The 20,872-nt window shown below is 36.2% G+C and carries 21 protein-coding genes and 1 pseudogene; 13 read left to right on the top strand and 9 right to left on the bottom strand.

The window, feature by feature from the left end; genetic code table 11:
* Nucleotide 1 precedes the first annotated feature (1 nt).
* Entirely contained in the window at nt 2-1,363 is a 1,362-nt protein-coding gene (locus WKF66_RS10215; protein WP_489674346.1) for a S41 family peptidase, read from the top strand.
* Nucleotides 1,364-1,562: 199 nt separating this feature from the next.
* Here the strand turns inward: WKF66_RS10215 and WKF66_RS10210 are convergent, their stop codons facing one another.
* Together WKF66_RS10210 and WKF66_RS10205 are read right to left on the bottom strand one after the other, a co-directional pair.
* Entirely contained in the window at nt 1,563-2,105 is a 543-nt protein-coding gene (locus tag WKF66_RS10210) for a YfiT family bacillithiol transferase (protein WP_489674345.1), read from the bottom strand.
* Between the two features lie 125 nt (nt 2,106-2,230).
* Nucleotides 2,231-2,569 (bottom strand): RNA recognition motif domain-containing protein, encoded by a 339-nt coding sequence (locus WKF66_RS10205; RefSeq protein ID WP_489674344.1) that lies wholly within the window; start codon nt 2,567-2,569, stop codon nt 2,231-2,233.
* A gap of 511 nt (nt 2,570-3,080) precedes the next feature.
* On the opposite strand from WKF66_RS10205, the gene WKF66_RS10200 reads away from it, so the two are divergent.
* From WKF66_RS10200 to WKF66_RS10185, 4 genes are all read left to right on the top strand, one after another.
* The gene (locus WKF66_RS10200; RefSeq protein WP_489674343.1) at nt 3,081-3,692 is read left to right on the top strand and encodes a GIN domain-containing protein; all 612 of its coding nucleotides are present in this window, start codon (nt 3,081-3,083) and stop codon (nt 3,690-3,692) included.
* A gap of 383 nt (nt 3,693-4,075) precedes the next feature.
* Nucleotides 4,076-4,432, top strand: coding sequence for an RNA recognition motif domain-containing protein (locus WKF66_RS10195; protein WP_489674342.1), 357 nt, complete (start codon nt 4,076-4,078; stop codon nt 4,430-4,432).
* A 155-nt stretch (nt 4,433-4,587) separates the two neighbouring features.
* Entirely contained in the window at nt 4,588-4,848 is a 261-nt protein-coding gene (locus WKF66_RS10190; protein WP_489674341.1) for a Na/Pi symporter, read from the top strand.
* The gene (locus WKF66_RS10185; protein ID WP_489674340.1) at nt 4,848-5,543 is read left to right on the top strand and encodes a Na/Pi cotransporter family protein; all 696 of its coding nucleotides are present in this window, start codon (nt 4,848-4,850) and stop codon (nt 5,541-5,543) included. Before WKF66_RS10190 ends, WKF66_RS10185 begins: the two co-directional genes overlap by 1 nt.
* Nucleotides 5,544-5,606: 63 nt before the next feature.
* Here the strand turns inward: WKF66_RS10185 and WKF66_RS10180 are convergent, their stop codons facing one another.
* From WKF66_RS10180 to WKF66_RS10160, 5 genes are all read right to left on the bottom strand, one after another.
* Entirely contained in the window at nt 5,607-6,161 is a 555-nt protein-coding gene (locus tag WKF66_RS10180; RefSeq protein ID WP_489674339.1) for a dual specificity protein phosphatase family protein, read from the bottom strand.
* Complete coding sequence (locus WKF66_RS10175) at nt 6,162-7,049, bottom strand: diacylglycerol/lipid kinase family protein (protein WP_489674338.1); 888 nt, start codon at nt 7,047-7,049, stop codon at nt 6,162-6,164. It lies immediately after the preceding gene.
* 173 nt (nt 7,050-7,222) lie between these two features.
* On the bottom strand, nt 7,223-7,702 hold the full coding sequence (locus WKF66_RS10170; RefSeq protein ID WP_489674337.1) for a GNAT family N-acetyltransferase: 480 nt from the start codon (nt 7,700-7,702) through the stop codon (nt 7,223-7,225).
* Between the two features lie 438 nt (nt 7,703-8,140).
* Nucleotides 8,141-8,290, bottom strand: a complete 150-nt coding sequence (locus WKF66_RS10165; protein ID WP_489674336.1) for a hypothetical protein — start codon at nt 8,288-8,290, stop codon at nt 8,141-8,143.
* 195 nt (nt 8,291-8,485) lie between these two features.
* Nucleotides 8,486-9,331: a metallophosphoesterase family protein gene (locus tag WKF66_RS10160; RefSeq protein WP_489674335.1), complete on the bottom strand. Its 846-nt coding sequence runs from the start codon at nt 9,329-9,331 to the stop codon at nt 8,486-8,488.
* A gap of 237 nt (nt 9,332-9,568) precedes the next feature.
* Between WKF66_RS10160 and WKF66_RS10155 the strand changes: the two genes are divergently transcribed.
* The 8 genes and pseudogenes from WKF66_RS10155 to WKF66_RS10120 all read left to right on the top strand — a co-directional run bounded on the left by WKF66_RS10155 (nt 9,569) and on the right by WKF66_RS10120 (nt 18,760).
* Nucleotides 9,569-10,141: an RNA polymerase sigma factor gene (locus WKF66_RS10155; RefSeq protein WP_489674334.1), complete on the top strand. Its 573-nt coding sequence runs from the start codon at nt 9,569-9,571 to the stop codon at nt 10,139-10,141.
* Between the two features lie 85 nt (nt 10,142-10,226).
* The gene (locus WKF66_RS10150; RefSeq protein ID WP_489674333.1) at nt 10,227-11,258 is read left to right on the top strand and encodes a FecR family protein; all 1,032 of its coding nucleotides are present in this window, start codon (nt 10,227-10,229) and stop codon (nt 11,256-11,258) included.
* Between the two features lie 75 nt (nt 11,259-11,333).
* Entirely contained in the window at nt 11,334-11,735 is a 402-nt protein-coding gene (locus tag WKF66_RS10145; RefSeq protein ID WP_489674332.1) for a carboxypeptidase-like regulatory domain-containing protein, read from the top strand.
* A 12-nt stretch (nt 11,736-11,747) separates the two neighbouring features.
* Nucleotides 11,748-14,348: pseudogene (locus WKF66_RS10140) on the top strand (SusC/RagA family TonB-linked outer membrane protein); the annotation flags it as partial.
* Nucleotides 14,349-14,359: 11 nt separating this feature from the next.
* Entirely contained in the window at nt 14,360-15,859 is a 1,500-nt protein-coding gene (locus tag WKF66_RS10135; protein ID WP_489674331.1) for a RagB/SusD family nutrient uptake outer membrane protein, read from the top strand.
* A 441-nt stretch (nt 15,860-16,300) separates the two neighbouring features.
* Nucleotides 16,301-16,711 (top strand): lysozyme inhibitor LprI family protein, encoded by a 411-nt coding sequence (locus WKF66_RS10130; protein WP_489674330.1) that lies wholly within the window; start codon nt 16,301-16,303, stop codon nt 16,709-16,711.
* A gap of 331 nt (nt 16,712-17,042) precedes the next feature.
* Nucleotides 17,043-17,297 carry a hypothetical protein gene (locus tag WKF66_RS10125; protein WP_489674329.1) on the top strand — a complete coding sequence of 85 codons (255 nt, stop codon included), beginning with the start codon at nt 17,043-17,045 and terminating at the stop codon, nt 17,295-17,297.
* Between the two features lie 239 nt (nt 17,298-17,536).
* Nucleotides 17,537-18,760: a TPR end-of-group domain-containing protein gene (locus WKF66_RS10120; RefSeq protein WP_489674328.1), complete on the top strand. Its 1,224-nt coding sequence runs from the start codon at nt 17,537-17,539 to the stop codon at nt 18,758-18,760.
* 182 nt (nt 18,761-18,942) lie between these two features.
* On the opposite strand, the gene WKF66_RS10115 is transcribed toward WKF66_RS10120, so the two are convergent.
* Together WKF66_RS10115 and WKF66_RS10110 are read right to left on the bottom strand one after the other, a co-directional pair.
* Entirely contained in the window at nt 18,943-19,590 is a 648-nt protein-coding gene (locus WKF66_RS10115; RefSeq protein ID WP_489674327.1) for a hypothetical protein, read from the bottom strand.
* A complete protein-coding gene (locus WKF66_RS10110) occupies nt 19,587-20,474 on the bottom strand; it encodes a DNA-processing protein DprA (RefSeq protein ID WP_489674326.1) in 888 nt (295 codons plus the stop codon). The genes WKF66_RS10115 and WKF66_RS10110 overlap by 4 nt, the downstream gene beginning before the upstream one ends.
* Nucleotides 20,475-20,872: the final 398 nt, after the last annotated feature.

The following is a 20,872-nucleotide window of genomic DNA, read 5'->3' as shown; positions in this document are numbered from 1 at the left end:
GATGGTATATAAAATTACAATCTCTTTTCTACTTGTTTTATGTTTTAATTATGCCTTAGCTCAAAATAAAGATAATTGCCATTGCTCAATAGTTTTAAAGGAAATTATACTCGATATCGAAAATAATTATCCTGGTTACCAGGCAAAATTGAAGGTATACAATGAGAGAGAATACAAGAAGTTGAAAACTAAAGCTATTGAACAAGCATCTACCAATGCAGATCGCGAAAAATGCTTTTATATAATTGAGGGCTATATTCGGTTTTTTAACGATAACCATATTATTTTTACTGATCGGAAGACACAACCTAAACAGGTGCTAAACAAAAAGAATTTGGTTAACGATACCTCCGATCAACTGATTGGTATTTGGCGAAGGAGTAGTGACTCTCTGAGGGTAAAGATTGTAAAGGAATCGAAAGAAAGTACTTCATCTACATACAAAGGTTATATTGTAGAACCCACTGGCAGAATTGGAAATATTCATTTTGAACTCATTGGAAACGAACATGAGTTTAGGGTTCGGAAATACAACAGCTGGTTAACTACCGACTTACTAAGAGGACGAAGGTTAAGAAACCTACTAATTGAACCAGATGGGATTTGGCAGAAAACAGCTTATAAAACAGATGATTTGCATATCAAAACTTCATCATATCCTAATAATTCGAAATTTACTTATAAGCCGATAACGGACAATATTTACTATTTAGGAATACCAGCATTTAAGGTGGATGCTACAGAATTTGACTCGATAATAGTAAATCAAGTCATCCCTCAGGTGAATGCGAACAAAGTTAAAAATTTGATTATAGACCTACGGAATAATGTTGGCGGAAATAGTTCATTTTTGTCTCTAATGAGACTTGTCTACGAAAAACCCTTTTCATTACCAGGCGATTTTTTATATTCGACCGCAGATCTGATAAAAGATTATCAGACCTCTACGAGCCCATATCGTCAATCTATGTTACCTAAATTAGTAGCAAACATTGGAAATTTCGTGCAAAGAGACTCTCTTAAGATGGCCCTCAAAGAAAGCTATCAGTATCCTGCAACCATTAGCATAATTGTAAATGAAAACACAGCAAGCAGTTCAGAGTATTTTTTGAAACTTGCTAAACATAGCATGAAAGTAAGAGTGTATGGAAGGCACACAGCGGGTACGCTGGATTATAGCGAATTGTTCAAACCGGAAAAACTTCCATGTCCGGACTATTTTTTTATGCGTCCTACTACGAAATCATATTGGACAGATACAAATCCCATAGATAATACTGGTATCAAGCCTGATGTAGATCTGAGTTCTTATCCAGACAATGCATGGATAGATATTATAGTTGATAAATATATCAGTAAATAGATTCATAATCCTGGTTATCTGATTAGGCTTAATATGATTTACCATTATTCCCTCCTTTTCTTAGAGACTTATTTTCTCTTTGCGGTACTTAATACGCTTAGAATTTACAGCTAAAAAGAAAGACAGGGAAAGGATAACTTCGTTTTTTAACGATCTTAATTTTTTCTTTAATCTAAATTTTGAAATGGATCACAAAGTTCTATTTGTTTATTTCAACATCTAATTTTGCATTTTTCACGTGAGCTAAATGGTGTTCACAATGCCAAGCATAAATACCAATGTTAATTTTTAATGAAACTAGTTCACCGGTTTCAGGATGTTCGAATTGTCTTTCGAGATCTTCATCTGAGAGGCTATTAAGTAAGTGTACCCACCTTTCGTGTAATCCTTCCAAAATCTTTAAGGAACTTTCGACATGAAATATTTTTGTGTCGGATAATTCTGCCCAAAGATCTTCGAGATATGGTTTAATGACTGGTATTTGTTCCGTTAACGCAAGCTTAAACCTTATTAAGCTGTTCATATGACTGTCAGCGCAATGATTTACAATTTGGCGGACCGACCAACCATTTGGGCGGTATTGTTTCTCAAATTCATTTTCTGTCAAGTTGTGGACTTCGCTTCTCAACTTCTTCGGAAAGTCTTCAATGATACTAATCCACTCCTGAAGAATGATTTTATCAATATGTGTTGGTTTTTTAAATTTTCCTAGTGGATATTTAAGTTTGTCGATGTTTTCCATATTTGCATAAGATAGTTAAGCAGGTACAGATAAGAATTAGGCTTTTAAGATTCTTTTCCATAATACCACCTGTTAAAATCTTCCTTTTTTAAGACAAATACTTTCAGTGCTTAGTGTAATATTTCTTAGACAACCCTTTTTCTAGGCCGTTTTGTTTTTGGCGGATTTAAATCTTTTGGTTTGCTTGAATTTTTATTAAAAACTACTTTATCCAATTTAGGTTTTTCCTCTACTATTTTGAAAATAAGAGTGTTACGCTTAAACAATTCTCCGCTAAGAGACATAATAACATTTTTTGCCGCTTCGTGGTCTTTCATTTCTAAAAATGCATAGCCTTTACATTGTTCTTTAAGCTTATCTCTAATCACTTTAATTGATTGTACTTCACCGTAGATAGCTATGAGTTGCACAAGATCTAGTTCTTTAACTTCAGGGGGTAATCCTCCAACAAACAATTTTATCATTTATAAAATATCGAGACTCAAATATAAATGTGAGAGTAATAAATTACCAAATCTAAGATCAGCTTAAATTAAGCCTCTATATCTTCCTTATTGAGATAGTTATTTTCTCTTTGCCGTACTTGATGCTTTAGATCTATAGCTAAATGAACGAAGGCGGTCGAAATACTATAATCGTGTAGCTTATGTATGCCTTTATTCCCAAAGTTTAAGTTAAGTTTTCTAATATACTTGTTCTCTTTTTGTTGTCGTAAATCCGTTTAGAATTTACAGCTAAAAGAAAAATTGCGATCTAGATTGATTACTTCGTTTTGTGATGCTGCTTAGTTATGCAACAGTAACATAAAATGCAAGCAGATGGTCAGTGAACATTCGCCATGTTCGTCGAGAAATAGCAGGCGTTGGTCTAGGGGTTATTCATGCTGGTATATTACAAGGTTTTTTCGTGCAACGTTTCGGTGCTGATGGCGTCTTAATAACAGAAAACGAAATAAAATCTTAAAAATAGAAAGACATGAAAACGCTAACAAAAACATTATTCGCAGCAGCATTAACAGCTTTAGTATTAACTTCATCAGCAATGACAACTTTTGCAACAGAACAAGTTGCAACAGAATTGGCAGCACCTTCAGCCGAAGGTTTTAATAAAATATGGATAAGTGGTAATGTAAAGGTCGTTTTGACTCAGGGTGACAAGCCAAGCGTAATAGGGACCACCAATTATGATTCAACCCAGACAACCGTGTTGAGCAAAGGGCAAACGCTTTATATCAATTCAACGGAATCGGCCCAGGTAACCCTTAACATCACTGTTAAGGATTTGCAAAGGGTAGAGGCATACGGACAATCCGTAGTAGTGACAAGCAATAACTTTGATGTTAAAAATCTTCAATTGTTCTTGAATCAAAGCGCAACTGCCAAAATCAAAACAACAGTTGGAAGTTTATATACAGTAGTAAAAGATAATGCAGTACTGAAACTAAAGGGTACTGCTGATAAAAGTACCATGGTAGCAAGCAACATAAAAAATGTAAAGTTGGGTGACTTTGCAAGTTTAAGATCAGAATCATATGTTTCTGAAGCCATGATGGCTGACCAAATTGCGCTTAGTAGTTTATCGAAATAGTAGTATTAGTAAGGGTGATTTCAAGAAGCATCAGTTTAATTACTGATGCTTTTTTCATTATAGCAATTCCGTATACATACCCGTAATATCATATAACTAGAATTTCACCTGAAAACTATTACCTCCATTTTATTGGTTCAAATAAATAGCATTCGTGGCTAACTGACGTTATATCTTCGTTTTATGAGAGAATGTTTTCTCATTACCGTAATTGATGCTTTAGATCACAGTTAAAGAAAAAATAGCAAGTTGATACCTTGGTTTCTGGTATACACGCCATGTCAGCTTGTTCTAGCTTTAAGTTATCGTTTTGTTAAATTGCTTGGGATTTCAATGATATTATTTGTTCGTTTATATATTTGCGTCTTTTGTGGGTTTACAATATGGTTAAAATATTTATAGGCGGATTTCCTTTGAACATCCAGGAGATTGAGCTTGCTCAACTAGTATCTATTTATGGCGAAGTATTAACTGTTAAAATAGTAAGAGATAAAATCACTGGTCTATGCAAAGGATATGGATTTATCGAAATGACTAGCCTGGAAGGTGCTAAAAATGCCATAGAAGCGTTAAATGGGAATCAGATGGGGAAGAGAGCACTGTTTCTAAATCTAGTTACTGATTTAGCAATTAATTCAGAAATCAAAAAAGGTTCAAAGCTAAGCTCACCTTTATCAGTGATTAAGGTCGAAACTGGATCTGTAAAACGAAAAAGGCCCAGAATCATTTCTAATCATTAGGTTATAAGGTAATATCTTTAAATCTTCGTGGTCTTAAAACCTTACTTAGTTTTAATTAATTGGATGCTATAATACCACTGAGTAAGAAACAGATTTGTTCATATTAAGTTAACACAGTTGAAGAAACTTGCTGAAAAGCAGATTGTTAATTAATTATGTGGGAAATCATACTTATGGTTATTGGAGGGCTTGGACTTTTCCTGTTTGCCATTAACAACCTTTCAGATACGCTTAAATACCTGCTGGGAGATAAGGCAAAAAAGTGGCTTGGTTTTTTTACCAAAAACATATTTACCGCAATATTAACAGGTGTTGTCATCACTACTATTTTGGATTCGTCTTCTGCAGTAATTATCATGACTATTGTACTTGTAAATGCCGGGGCGCTTATTTCAGACAATCAATGGGCATTGTAATGGGAGCAAATATTGGGACAACATTTTCCAGTCAGCTCATTGCGCTGGATATTGGACAATATTCTCCGATTCCCATTTTCCTGGGATTAGTACTCAGCCTGTTTGCCAAAAGCAAAAGGATTTCAGATACAGGTAGGGTTATCCTTTATTTTGGTATCTTATTTTTTGGCCTTTACACCATGGAACGTGCTGTAGAACCACTTCGCGATCATCCTGGATTCCTATCATGGATGGAGAAATTGGACAATCCTCTGCGAGGTACTGCAATTGGTGCTTTAGTTACCTTAGTTATCCAATCTTCTTCAGCAACTGTTGGAATGGTTATCACATTAGCTAAAAAAGGATTAATTACCCTTGGCGGGGGTATTGCCGTGATGATAGGTGCTGAATTAGGTACCTGTTCAGATACTTTGCTGGCAACAATCCGCTCTGACAGGCAAGCCCTGAAGACAGGAATCTTTCACCTTTTGTTTAATATTGTTTCCATTGCTATTGGTCTGGCCATTTTCCCTGTTTACACTTCATTTATTGAACAGATTTCCGGTAATGCAGCAATCGAGCAAAAAATTGCAAATGCACATATGATCTTTAATACTGCAGGCGTATTAATATTTATTCCTTTAGTGCCTTTTATAGAACGATTGTTGAATCGACTGTTTCCGGTAAAAGAGAAAACTCAATTGGCGAATTCCTGAACATAGCTGATTTGTATATAGGTATATTAAAGTCAATACATTACTTTCTTAAAAGAAAAGAATTTAGGGCGTTGACTTCGCTGAATCATTATTGTTTTTATAATACGTCTCGAGTTCTTTTAACCGTTTTATCTGAGATGGTCTTGGATTTATGAAGGTACGGACTTTCTTAACCAGTGCGAAAGCATCCTGGTAACTCAGACCAGTCTTTAGTAGGTAGGCGATAGTCATTGTAGGTCCCCGGCCAAGTCCCTGGCGACAATGAATGTATATTTTGCCACCATTAGCAATTTCATGATCAGCAAAGTCAGCCCCTTCAGTTAACACGCTTAGTTCAGGCGGAGTATTATCAATAGTGGGAAGGTGCAGATACTTGAATCCTTCGTATTGAGCTTCGCTATAGACTGAATGCTCTCTCATATTGATAATGGCAGTAATACCGAGCGCCTTCATCCTGCGTAGACCCATTAATGTGTATTGACTTCCCAAAAATAAATTTGCAGTGATCTGGCTTCGCTTTAAGGTGGGCATTCCCCGGAATGCACGGTAGACATTATCCCAGATTTTATGGCAAAAAATAGTGAGCAGTGTGATCAGGCTTTTTATTCTTGCAACCATCTAAATTTTAGTTTTAGGGGTTAAGATCTTAATTGCAGATGGAAGCACACTTATCTTCAGTTCACTTCCCTGTTCTTCATGATCATCACAAATAAAGCGCTGCTGCTGGTCCGTCATAATTATAACTTCCCGGCACTTGTAATGTAGCAAAGCCTCGGTCTCCGTTTGAAGTAGTGTACTGCTAGCTATTTTAAACATTGACAACAAACTGGTATCTTTCATTAGTAGCACATCTAAGAAACCATCGCTGATACTGATGTCCGGCTGTAAAGCATAGTCTCCAATACCAATATTCCCGGAATTGGTTACTGTCAGTGACACTCCACTTTGTTCAATCACGTCCCCATCGATTACCATTCTGTAATTAATTGGATCTGCATTGGCCACAGTCTTCATTGCTGTAATTCCATAGGCGAGCTGCCCTACTTTCTCTTTTAGTTCCCGGTTAGCGTCAAGCACCATATCTGCCATAATACCCAGGTTCACTCGGAGTAAAAAAGGAGTACCATTGACCAGGCCCATGTCAATATCTCTGCATTGATAGGCGCCCTCTTTAAGGATATTTAGCGCTTGGGTACTGTCCAGCGGAATACCAAGTTCTTTTGCCATCACATTTGCTGTTCCTCCAGGAAGAATTCCCATAAGCATATCAGTTCCCTGCAAAACAGCAGCCACTTCAGTTACAGTGCCGTCTCCACCATAAACAATTACCACATCTGTTTTACCGATCAATGCAGCTGCTATTTCACTTGCGCTACGGTTGCGTGTTGTCACTTCAACTTCCCAATGATTATCAAACTGTTCCATTGCTGTATTAATTAGCGAAAGGATTGGTTCCTGTTTTCCTGAAGCAGGATTGATAATAAATGTAATGTGTTTAATTTCCATAACTGAACGGGTAGTTTGCAACTATGAAACAAAAAAGAAGGTCTTAGATCGAGTATAATAGGTTATGATTATGTTAACTTTAAAAACCAGTTATTATTTATTACTGTGCCTATAGGAGCAATTAAAATCTGTTTTCGGCGGGTTTTAATTATCAAATCATATAAGCGGCCTCCCTATTCTATTTCACAATGTTGTCTTAATTGTTTGGGGCCCTGAGGCCAGATAAAAGCTGTCGATTGTTTCTTCCAACCCATACTTTTATAAAATTGATCCGCGCCCGGTGCAGCACTAAGATTAACAAAATGATAATTTATTAGTAGGCTATTTAAAGTCATCACTATATGCTTTCCTAGGCCTTGATTTTGGAAATCAGGATCAACTACAATGTCGGCTAACATCGCATAGTAACGACCATCTCCAACCACCCTTCCAAATCCGATAATCATATAATTATGATAAATGAATATAGTATGGGTGCTGATACTGAACGCCTTTGCTATTTCATCTACCAATCTGTGTTTCCAGTTTATCTTAACAAAAAGTAGTAGAACTCGATCCCAGTCAATAGTAGATAAATCCGGGTTCACAATACTTTTATAATTAATAGATTTGATCAGATTCATTTCTAAGGTTTCATTTTTAGCAAAAGCCAATTTGCGAACAAATGTTTAAAAAATCTTAAATAGTAACGCCGAATTCAGTGTCAGGCTTGTTAATAAAAATCAAGTAAAAGATTGCTTGTTAACTTAATGATAACTTGATGCTAAAATAATGTTATGTAATTTTACGCATGCAAATTTCAGCGTATGTTATATATGAATTATTAGTCAGTTTGAATGAGCTTGACCCACAGGTTGGATCATATGAATCTTACGAAAAAATCAAAGGAGGTGTTCTGGTTTATTCATCTGGAGGGATACTTATAGTGCCCGAGTATTTACTTGAACAACAGTTCAGAAGTCCTGAGTCAGTTAACTTCAAGGAGCTTACAACAGTTTTGGCCTCGTTTAGCGTGCATTCATAAGTTGTTATTTATCTTTCCAAGAGTAACATTCTTTTAACTTCATCTTTTAGCACCTCCAGTGATATTACTAATTGAACTTTGTTGCAATTTGACCCTTACTTAATCTATTGTTTAAATGCGATGACCAGTTTTGTATTGGTAAAGAATTACCATAAGTAGAGTTCCAGTTGGTGGTATAAGGAAGTTCGACTCTTTCCTCTACGACAAACCTGGTCATCTGGTTTTATATTTGGTTTAGTAAGGGGAACATCTGGATAGAGTTCCCTATTCTATCTTAAATAGCCAAAATATGGAACATAAGTACAACAATAATCACCTGTTTATATTTCATTTTAAATCAAATCATCACAAATAGCAGACTGGCTATCTTTATACTTTATTAGTATTTAATTCTATTAGAATGACTTCAATATTAAAGTGTAGTTTGATTGAGTGTCGGCGATTGACTAGCATTCACCTGGTAGGTTGTTACTTTATCATTCTCATCAACCTCAACTATTCTATAGCCTCGATAGCTGGTACCCCAGTTACCTCCTATATGTGAATCAAAAAAGTGTGGAAGTTTGCCGGTGTAGAAAACGGCATCTAAGTTATGGTCATGGCCATGAAATACTGCTTTCACATTCGGATAATCATGCAATAGTTGTACTGTTTGTGGCGAATCAACAAAAGCACTCTCTGCAACCCAAAGATGTGGTGGGATATGTAAGACTACGAAAACTGTTTTTAGAGCGGTGAACTTGTCAAGTTCTTTTTTTAGAAAATCAATATTTGGGGCAAGATACTCCCCTGCTGAATTTGATGTATTAGCCAACACAAAACCTACTCCATTCTTCTCCATTGAAAAGTTGTCTTCATAACCGAAGACTGATTTCCAGGTTGCCGTATCTGTATGATCATGGTTTCCTGGAATTGCATAAAACGGAACGTTTAAATGATCATAATAGTTATTTTTGACTTCCAAAAGTAAATCCGGACGATCATGGACCAGATCACCATTAATAATCACAAAATTAAGTGGAATACTACTATGCGCCTCATTTAACCACTTTATAATATTCGCATGGTCTTTTTTATAATCTGTACCTCGCTGACCATAGTGTCCATCAGATGCAATTGCAAACCTCAACTTTAGTTTCCGTGCTGATTGGGGTAAATTGTTATGATCGAATTGGGATAATCCAAAGACAGTATTTGAGGTCCCTGCAAGTAGTAATGTTGTAATAGTGCTTTTTATAAATAATCTGCGGTCAGACATATAAAGTAGAAGAAGTAATTAAAACCAATACTAAGCTTAAAACACCTGGAATAATAGCAATTAGCATAATCTTATATTAAATTATTCATCGATCGTTAAAAATGAATTGGTCTTTGGTGTCAAAGCTAGAAAAAGGATCCTTTCATTCTATTGTTTATATAAGGCAGTTTCTAACACTATCTGATTTAATCTCCTCTTAACATTTACCGAATTACTTTTGTAAAAAGATTTATAGATATGGCAGCGTTTGCGGATGATAGGGATTTCGATCTGATATTTAAATCATTATATGAAAAGTGTAACGATGCAGTCTATAAAAATATATTCAAGCTGGTTAAAGATGAACAGGTGACTGAAGATCTGTTTCAAGAGGTTTTTATTTCTCTTCATCAAAGTCTGCCGACTCTTGACCCTTCAAGATCAATAGAAGGATGGCTTTTTGTTGTAAGTTATCATAAGGCATTGGCGCATTTAAAAGCAAAAGTCAAAACATCTATCACCTATATAGAAAATTATGATGATTACCTCTCCTTAGATTCATCTTATGAAGAGAGTACCACAACACTGGAAGACCAATCTGCAATTTTATCTGAAGCGGTGGATTGTTTATCATCCCGAAAAAGACAGGCATTTACCTTAATTCGCTATGAGAACAAGTCTTTAGATGAAGCAGCTAGTATAATGGGGCTAAGCAGAAAATCCGTAGATGATTATTTAAAGCAGGCTACCAATGATATAAAAAGCATTATTAAACGTCAGTCAATATATACAGTACATAGTTTACTGCTAGTTATCCTTTCAAATCTTTAGTTGCCCTGACTGATTAGTTAATATAAACTTAACTTTTACTTTATCACTAAAGGGAGCTTTTAGCCTATTTACAAATGATAAGAAGATGGAAGAGTTAATCGATAAATTTTGGCAGGGCAAATGTTCGTTGGAAGAGCGAAAGTTTTTATTACAAAACCTGGAAGATCCTTCCCAATTAGAAAGAGATGCATTAAATAAGTATAACACTATAGTTTCGGATCCTAAGGGTAAGGATTATGTATACTATAATGACTTGTTTCTAAGAATAAAGGGTCAGATTGAAGTTGGTCATGAACAGGGTAAACCAAAATATTTGTACCGTCTTTATTCTTTGACGGCTGCAGCTATAGTTGTCATCACCAGTACTTTTTTATTCTTTGGCCAAAAGAAGGAATCTACTCAAAAAATCAATCATTCAGTAACCTTAATAAATAAGGTCATTACCGAAAGCAACACGACCTTAACTGATAAATCCATATTGTTAAAAGATGGGTCTATAGTTAAAATAAGGCCAGGAAGTTCTATTTCCTATACCAGCACTTATAACCTTAAGGAAAGGAACCTAACCCTGTTGAAGGGCGAAGCCTATTTTAAAGTTATAAAGCAAAAGAACAAACCCTTCACAGTTAACTCCAGTGATGTGCTAACGACAGCTCTTGGTACTACGTTTACCATAAGCAAAACTGCCTTAAATAAAGTGGAGATTAAGCTTTTAGAAGGAAAAGTTGTGGTCAGATCCGTGCGTAAAAAGAAGCAGTATTTTATCGATACTTATCTTATTCCCGGACAAACGTTAGTTGCGAATCTGGACTATGGAAGGTTCGTCCTAAAAAATACTATAAATAAGGCTGTCACAGTTCCGAAAGTGCCTGCAAGAATCAAGAAGAAATACCCCGACCTCATTTTTGAAAAAGAATTATTGAGCAATGTATTTCAAAGTCTTGAACAACGTTACAATGTCCATATCGAATATATAATAGATCCGGATAGTAGCCTCTCTTTTACCGGATCAGTTAAATCAGGAGAATCTTTAAACGATATTTTGTCCACCATTTGTGCACTGAATAATTTAAGTTATGCCAAAGAGAGCAATCAGATAATCATTAGTAAAAAATAATCGTAAACCTTAATTAAAATTGAAACTACTTAAAATGGTAATGGAACCCTTATGCTTAAAAATCAAACAACTGACATGAAGAAATCAATAATTAACCGGACATTCCAGGTATGCTGTGTAGCCTTGATGATGTTGATATCTAATTACACATTCGCCCAAACAGCACCTATATTAAGAGGCGTGGTATTGGATGAAGCTGGTAAGAAAATAGAAAATGTTACAGTGAATCTAACAAATCGTGCTGATAAAAAAATACTTAACATAGCTACAAATGCCGAAGGCATGTTTGTGTTTACAGATCTTACAACAAATGAAGTGTATGATCTGTCATTTAGCCATTCTGGGTATGAAAAGTATACTATTAATAATTATCTGATTAAGCCGAATGACAATAATTCGTTACTTATAAGACTGAAAGACGAGTCTAATTCATTAAACGAGGTCGTTGTTGTAGGATACGGCTCGCAGCGGAAATGAGATCTTACAGGCGCTGTCTCTTCTGTCCAAGCTAGTGAGTTCGAAAATCAACCGGCGATAAACGTACAATCCGTATTACAGGGGCGAGTTGCTGGGGTAGCCATCAATACAAATTCCGGCTCCCCCGGAGCACCCTTAAAAGTAAGGATTAGAGGTGCAAATTCAATAAATGCAGGGAATGATCCACTATACGTAGTAGATGGAGTGGCATTAAGCAGTGTTGGTATTCAGGATTTAAACGTGAATGATATCGAATCTATTGATGTCTTAAAAGATGCATCTGCAACTGCGATATATGGGTCAAGAGGAGCCAACGGAATTATTATTATCACGACAAAAAAAGGAAGAAGCGGGAAAACTGTTGTTAATTTTAACTCATTTACAGGATTTAGCAAACTTGCGAAAAGATATGACTTGCTGGATGGGCCAGCCTATGCAAGGCAGGCAAATACAATAGCAGGAGCAGTTGTATTTAAAGATCCAGACAATGCAGTTACAACCGATTGGCAGGATCTGATTTTTAAGACGACAACACTTCAAAATTATCAACTATCCATCTCTGATGGGAGTGAAAAGATAAAATATTTCATTTCGGGGAATTACATTGATCAGCCAGGAATTGTAGTAAACAGCAATTATAAGAAATATGCGCTAAGATCTAATTTAACCGGCAAATTAGGGAATAAGACAGAGGCAACACTGAATCTGTTCGTTTCTCGCGCTAATGCAAAAAACAACGGTAATCTTTCCAAAGGCAATTCAGTTTCAGGTTCTTTAGCGTGGGGTCCGGCGGAGACTCCCTACGACGAAAATCAAGTATACCGTCGGAATTCAGTTTCATCTATATGGGCAAACCCTTTAATGACAGTGTTAGAGCAGGATAATCGAAGCTTTTTGACTTCAGCACTATTTAACGGGTCGCTAAAACATGATTTTACAGATTGGCTGAACCTGACTGTTAATTTAGGCCTTGACTTAAATTCTTTGAAAAGCGCGTATTTAAATAATGACTGGATAGTACCTAATAATGCTGGATCCGGTCAGTCACTTTCAGAAAACTATACCTTTCAAAACAGTAACGTTTTAACCTTTCAAAAGACGTTTAATGAAGTCCATCACCTAAAAGCAATGGCTATTGTTGAGGCAACTTCTAATTCTTCAAATACCTTTACTGCAAGAGGATCGGGGCTAACTACAGTAACTACTGGGTATAACAATCTGGGTTTAAATACTTCGCAGTCTATAAGTTCAGGATATGCAAATTGGGCAATTTTATCATATGTTGGCAGGTTAGATTATTCGTTTAATGATAAATTTCTTTTAAATGCAACCTACCGTGCAGACGGGTCTTCAAAATTTCAAAATCATAAATGGGGTTACTTTCCTTCTATTGGTGCCGGTTATAAGATTTCAGAGGAAGGTTTTATTAAAGATATAAAGGCAATTGATGAATTGAAAATCCGGGGAAGCTGGGGTAGAACAGGGAATCAGAGCATAAACCCATATAGCAGTCTGGGATTGTTATCAGGATTGCAGTACTCTTTTGGAACACCTACGCTATATCAGGGGTATACTCTGGGGAATCCAAAGGCTGATCTTAAATGGGAGACGACGGATCAATATGATTTAGGTGCTGATCTTTCCATGTATAATGGAAGAGTTAATCTTTCTTTGGATGTTTACAGCAAGAAAACAAAAGATTTATTACTGCAAGTGCCCGTAGCATCATATGACGGGGGTGGTATAGTATTTAAGAATATTGGAACGGTTTCTAACAAAGGGTTTGAAGCTACTCTGGAAGTGACCCCGCTTAAGAATAGTTCTTTCGAGTGGCGTACAGCTTTTACAGCTTCGTTAAATAAAAGTAAGGTATTAAGCCTGGGAAGGGATTCTATCATTTACCGACCGATCATAGGTGGGGGAATAGTGAATACTAATATTCAGGTCGTTAAAGTAGGGCAGCCATTAAGTACGTTCTATTTGATACCATGGACAGGAGTCTATCAGCAGGATGATCCTAGACTAGGTTATAAAGCAGGCGATAACAGTTATACTGATATTAGCGGAAATAATTCTGTTGGCTATGAGGACAGAGTGGTTGCTGGAACAGCTACCCCAACTTTTACTTTCGGATTCAATAACACATTAAGCTATAAAAAACTTGATGTCAACATATTTTTCCAGGGAGCAACAGGTAATAAGATTTTTAATGGAGTTTATGCCTCGAATGCGGCTCCTACCAGTGAGATTAAGTACCCAACCATCCAGGAGTCATCCAATTATTGGACGGTCTCAAACCCCACTGCAAAATGGGCAAATCCTGCAAGCAAAACAAACAGGAATTTTGTAGAATCTACACGTTACCTGCAGGACGGGGCCTATTTAAGGTTAAAAAATCTTGCATTTTCTTATTTAATAAGTAAAAGCTTTAATAAAATAGCTGATATAAAAATCAGTTTAATTGGACAGAATTTACTAACCGTTACCAAATATAAGGGATACGATCCTGAGTTGTCTTCTTCAGATATAGCAAGAGATGCTGATGGAGGAATGGATTTCGGCGCATATCCTTTAACAAGAACATTCTCACTTGGTATTAATGCAACCTTTTAATCACATATACAATGAAAAAATACATCTTAATATTCATCGCAATTGTATCCTTAGCTTCCTGTAAGAAATTTTTAGATGAAACACCTAAAGCGGATCTTACATCCGAAAATTTTTATAAAACAGATAATGATCTAGAATTAGCCAGCATTGCTCAGTATAACCAGATTAACAATGCTTTTAATGGCGGACCGGGTTACGGACCAGTGTGGGGGGCAGATGATATTATGACTACCCGTAATGGAAATAAGATTACTTATGCAGATTTTGATACTTTTCAGGCGAACTCTTCCAACGATAAAATGGTGTGGTGGGGAACTTTTTACGGAGTTATTAAATCAAGCAATGGGATTTTAAATAACTATATGGGTAGCGATATCTCCACTGAGAAGAAAAAAGCCGAAGTCGCTGGACAAGCGCATTTTTTAAGGGCGCTAAGTTATTTCTTTTTAACCCGCGTCTGGGGTGAGATCCCTTTAATCCTGGATAACAATATCGGTTATGAAAAGAAGAAATCTGGGCCGGCAGAAATATATGCTCAAATACTTTCTGATCTAGAGAAAGCAGAGGCTATGTTGCCTGACCAGTGGGCAGACAAAAGGAGACAAAATGGGGTTGACCTGGCACCTACAAAAGGATCAGCAAAAGCACTATTAGCCTCAGTCTATTTAACTATGGCAGGATGGCCTTTAAAGCAAACTGATAAATATGCACTTGCTGCTGCAAAGGCAAAGGAAGTAATAGATAACAAGGCCAAATGGGGGTATGACTTGCTGCCAAATTTCGCAGATTTATGGACGATGGCTAATCGCTATAATAAGGAAACCGTGTTTGGCTGTTATTATAATGTGAATACTGCAACAGTACTTGGGGAAAATTCAAACAGGTTATGTATTACGTTTGCTCCAGAAGATGAAGGAGGATTTGGTGTAGGTTATGGAGAGATCAATTTCTTTAATAACTTCCCTGCAGGACCTCGTAAAGATGCCACTTATCAGTATAATTATTTTCTAAATAATAACCCAGCAAATGTAGTTGACTATACGCAGACGCTAAGAAAACACCCATGCTTTATAAAGCAAAGAGATGGAGAAAATTACGTTTGGGCAACACATACAATAAAGGGGTCAAATAGCAGATCAGTGGCTGTTATAAGATATGCCGATGTCTTGTTAACATATGCTGAAGCAAAGGCTATGTCAGGCGTACTGGATCAAAGTGCTTATGATGCAGTGAACATGGTTAGAAAAAGAGCTGGTTTAGGTAATCTGGCGATAGGATTGTCTAAGGAAGACTTTAGAGATCTTGTAATTGCGGAAAGAGGTTGGGAATTTGCAGGTGCTGAACCTGCAGCCAGATGGTTTGACCTTTTAAGAACTGAAACAGTAGCGAAAGCAAATAGTAACAGGAACGCTATAGAAGAACCTTTTAAAGGGATACCTAACGATCTGACACATGCATTTTACTGGGCACCAATTCCTGCTAATGACCAGCAGCTCAATCCAAATCTGTAAATAGTAAAAAGCTATAAAATTGATTATTGTAAAGGGACATTGGTCACAGATCAAAGTCCCTTTATAAATAGAGGTTTTTTTATTATGATAAATCAGTTTGTAGCAAAGATTGTTTATTTATTCCATTCCTCAAGACAAGTTTTATCTGGGTAGGTAAACTAAATATGATATTAAGGTATCAATATATATTGATATAAGGATATCCTATAGTAAGGTTTATAGATAACACGTAAATGAAATGAACATTTAATAGTTTCATTTGTGATACTATGTTTCTTTTTACCTTTTTGGTCTACTCTCGTTCACGAGATAATTTATTTTAACTTTAAATGCTATAATAGATGCGATAGGCTACAAAATTATATGTACCAATAAGGTCATTAGCCATTGGTAAAACCAGAAAAGACATAAGTAATAGTAGGTAAGAAAGTTGTATTAGATATGCGTTTTATAAAAGAGAAATTAGCAGGAATGATTATAATGTTTATAGTCATTGTTTTGAGTTCCAACACTTCTGTACAGGGACAAAGCAGTAGAAATACCAAGGCTGCTTCGGGATTTGAGCAGGCAGATAAAGAACTAAATCAGGTTTACAAGCAGATATTAAAAAATTATGCAGGTCAGCCGCTTTTTATATCAAAGCTAAAGATTGCACAACGTCTTTGGATACAATTAAGAGACGCAGAAATGGGGGCTAAATTTCCTAAAGCCGGCACTTACGGGTCAGTGCAACCGATGTGTGAAGAGGAATACCTTGCACAGTTGACTCGGGAACGTGTTAAGTTTCTAAGAATCTGGTTAACAGGAATACAAGAAGGTGATGTTTGCAGTGGATCTGTTAAAATCAAGTAAGAATTCACATTATATCATCAAATCTAAACTAAGTACTATTATATCAACAACAATCATTACAGCTATGATAATTGGCATTTTCGCAATAAACTAGGTTCATTATCACTGATTAAAGATATAAATGTATAGTGATATTAATATATCCGTGACCAATTATTAGAAATTCCATAAACAGCTAAAAGAAAAGCAGGTTAGTTACCTTCGGTTTGTAAGATACTTTTTTTGTTTTTTGCCGTAACAAATGCTGAAGATATACAGGTATCCCCTTATCTACCATGCGATCCTATAAATTAATACCCACTTAAGCTAAAATATTTAGATAGATAAAGCTATGAACAAGCAAGAATTGAAACAAAAGTTAGATAGTCTTGGTATTTATCCAGGGTTTCACTCGTTAGACGGTGACCTTTTACCTGATTGTATAGTCCTAACTCACAACTATAATCATTGGGAAGTATTCTATTTTGATGAAAGGGGAAACCAAAACAATAGAAAAAACTTTCTCTCAGAAAGCGATGCTTGTAATTATGTTTATAAGCACTTTCAAAAGCAGAAAGAAATTGAAACAAGTACAGGGTATAAATAGATACTTTACATACCATTTACAAGGTATGCGCATAATTTGAGTTGGTTCTTCTTGCCGCATCACTTCTAGATCAGCTTAAAGATAAATTATAGAGAAGGCATACCTTCGTTTTTTAAGATACCTAACCGGGCTTACAGTCATATTGATTAATGTTAAACAATGTTAAATTGTATGCTTCCTTCTATGGCGATTTTCCATTAAGTCTAGTTTTCAGTATATTAGAAGTCTAAGATTGTATTATGAAATCGGCATTATTTATTTTGGTTTTACTTATTCAAGTGTTTTTTTCAATAGCGCAAGTGAAACCTGTTGATGATGGTAAAAGCTTTAAGTCCTACACTTATTCTTTAAATGAGAATAGACGATTAGCTGGCGATCATAAAAACTATGTCGAGGGAATTAGGCTGATTAAAGAATGGTTGACTAAGTATGATAAAGTTTCGAAGGAAACTAAGGATACCGTCAAAGATTTTCATGCGGAGATGTACTATAACCTAGCCTGCTATCAAAATTTGACGGGTGAAACAGGTGAAGCACTTACTGCCTTCGATAATTGCGTGAAATCTGGATACAGCAATTATTACAACACCATACAAGACACAGATCTAAAAAGTCTTCATGGTAACAAGCGCTTCGAAAATGCCCTTATAAGTATTCGGGAAAGGGGAGACATGAATTATATATTAAAAACCTCACCCCCATATGACAATGGTAAAGTAACGGCTTTGCCCCCCTTTATTTATGAGTCTCCAGATTCAAAGGAGCTTGTGGACTTAAAGGTTAAATTCAATTTGGATTCAGTAGCAGGCAACGGTGACGAGATCAGCAAAATAAAGAGATTATTATTTTGGGCTTACAGTATAGTGCCCCATCAAAACGGTGACAATCCACCTTCTAGAAATGCAAATGATATAATTGAGGCTTGCAAACGCGACAACCGGGGGGTGAACTGTCGAATGAAAGCGACCATTTTAAAAGATGCTTTCCACGCGGAGGGATTTAAATCCAGAATGATTACTTGCATGCCAAAAGATACTGCTGACACTGATTGCCATGTGATAAACGTTGTGTGGTCTAAAACACTCAATAAATGGCTATGGATGGATCCAACATTTAATGCATATGTGAGTGATAACAAGGGTGAATTATTAAGTGTTGAAGAAGTAAGAACTCACTTAATCAGAAATTCGGAACTCCTTTTAAATAAAGATGCATTGAAAAACAAAGAATTTTATCTTGACTTTTACATGTCAAAGAATCTTTATTGGTTGCGCTGCCCTGTTAATAGTGTTTGGGATGTGGAGACCTATTCAGAGAATAATACCGTGGTTAAGTATGTTAATCTATATCCTGGTCGATTTAATACAGTTAACTCATCTCGGAAAACTTCGAGTGATACGAAGGTTTTTGAAATTACCAATCCAAATTATTTCTGGCAGAAGCCTCTTGATAACCAATTCTAGTTAAATCAATTCTTCGTTTTTTGAGACTGGGCCCTTTTCTAGCTAGACGAAGAAGAGGCTGGGTTAAAGATTATTTTCTCTTTCTGTTTTAAAGTTTAAAATTATGCCTCTCAACATATTTCCAACTTTAGGGAGAGATACACGTTATTTACGTCCAAATAGATACGATTTATTCTTATGCTTTATAAATCAAAAACGTTCAACTGAATACGCCTGGCAATGAACACCCCAAAAATATCACGGTCAGGAAATCCAGCCTCAATAACTTCTTTATAAGCTTTAAAATGTGAACCTGCGGTCAACACATCATCAAAAAGCATTATGACAGGTTTGACATTCTTAACGTATAATGGGTCAAAGCTGCAGTTTGCCTTAATCTCATCTATAGTATAACGCGGACGGCCTTGTTCCTCTAATGTATGTGTTGCGTCTACACTCTCATTCACCATTATCAGGTCTCGAATATCCGCATCTTTGCCGTGGCAAGCAACGTTGAGAATTCGGTTTAACCGATTATCATATAGAGGATCGCTTTTTGTTTTTGATGGAGGTATAGGCACTATAGTCGTTTCATTAAAATCAACAATCCCAGATAAAATCTTTCTGAAAATTTGTCCTAGCTTATACATGTCCTGCAGCTTGTACTGCCATTCTGTGGTACCTTTTTTGTCAAGTTTCTTTTTGATATTGCTGATCATACTGTTCTCAGGACTATAGTTATATCCGGCTCGCGCTGTATAATTCATCAAGTAGTGGCATTCATCTTCAATAGTCAAATGCGAATGTTCACGTCTAGTGGTCTCATCAATGAGGTATAATGAATAGCTCATTTTCTCACTCCAAGTACCTTGACGATGTCGGCATATTCCTTAACTCTATGAGCGCCCATGCTTTCATATTTCGCCGGCCAGGTGATTTTGTTATTCAAAAAGCAACTTTCTAAAATAAATAATTGTCTGCCTTGATCAATGGCAGCTTTGGCTTGAATCAGCGTGCCCGATGTTTCACCCGCCTCTATAATAATGGTAGCCTCGGTAAGAGCTGACATCGTTTTATTACGTTCAGGAAAAAATAAACGATTGCCATTTATCCCTTGCTGTGTATACCTGTAAAATGGAACCTGGCTTATCAATAGATGTTGTTGCGCGATGAAATTTTGCAAACTCGCGTTCTGCTTAGGATAAAACTCATTCAGAGGCGTACCTATCACAGCAATAGTTCTTCCCTTTTGCTCAATCACAGTGGTATGTGCAGCGGTGTCAATGCCCTGCGCCAATCCCGAGACAATTGTAAAGTCATCGGCAACAAGCAACTTTGTCAATTTTTTAGCTCTAGCAATCCCTTCCTCAGAAGGCTTCCGCGAACCCACTATAGCAACAGACCTCGTATTTAGGTAGTCAATATCACCGCTATAATACAGTATTTGCACAGGTTCTTTTGCATCTTTGAGTCGAGAAGGGTAATCAAAGGTATTGTTGATTAGTAGATTAGTGTTGTAAGCAACATCACTATTAAGTACCAATTTTTTTATGGTTGGCAACAGTTCGTGAATTGCATCTGCATTTACAAAGTCCGACGGTTTACTGCCGGGTACTTTGCTAAAAAGTTCCGACAAACTTTTAAAACTCGCTTTCCGATTTGTCCATAGTGACTCGTAGGCTGCAATTTCTTTTAAAGGTGAGATAGAATTTCTTCTATTTTTTTCGGCTATCATAATTTGGGTATGAGATCTATTAATAAACGCTGCATAGCTCGTATTAGTTCAAATAATAAAAGTTTTAGTCGCATCTGAAAAGCGTAGAGACAAAAATACTAAAAATTTTAGCAATAAGGTATTGAGAGCTAAACTAGATAATTAAATTTAAACTTTCATGATCAAAACTGTCTACATCAAATCAAAGTTCGTTTTGTTAGATACTTGTTTCTATTTTGCCGTAACTGATGCTGAAGATATACAGCAAAAAAAAATGCAGAGGCCATTCCGTCCTTTAATGAGACACTCAAGTTCTCTCTGGTGGGTACCGTTAATAAGTAATAAAAATTGCTAAAAATAATTAGCGTGAACAATAAATCAAAGTTTTAAACGCTATAGTATGTGAAAGCGTTAATTTA

It is taken from the genome of Pedobacter sp. (assembly GCF_037719805.1).
GTDB lineage: Bacteria > Bacteroidota > Bacteroidia > Sphingobacteriales > Sphingobacteriaceae > Pedobacter.
Note: the sequence above shows the minus strand (reverse complement) of the source record. Positions and strands in the feature narration are given on the sequence as shown.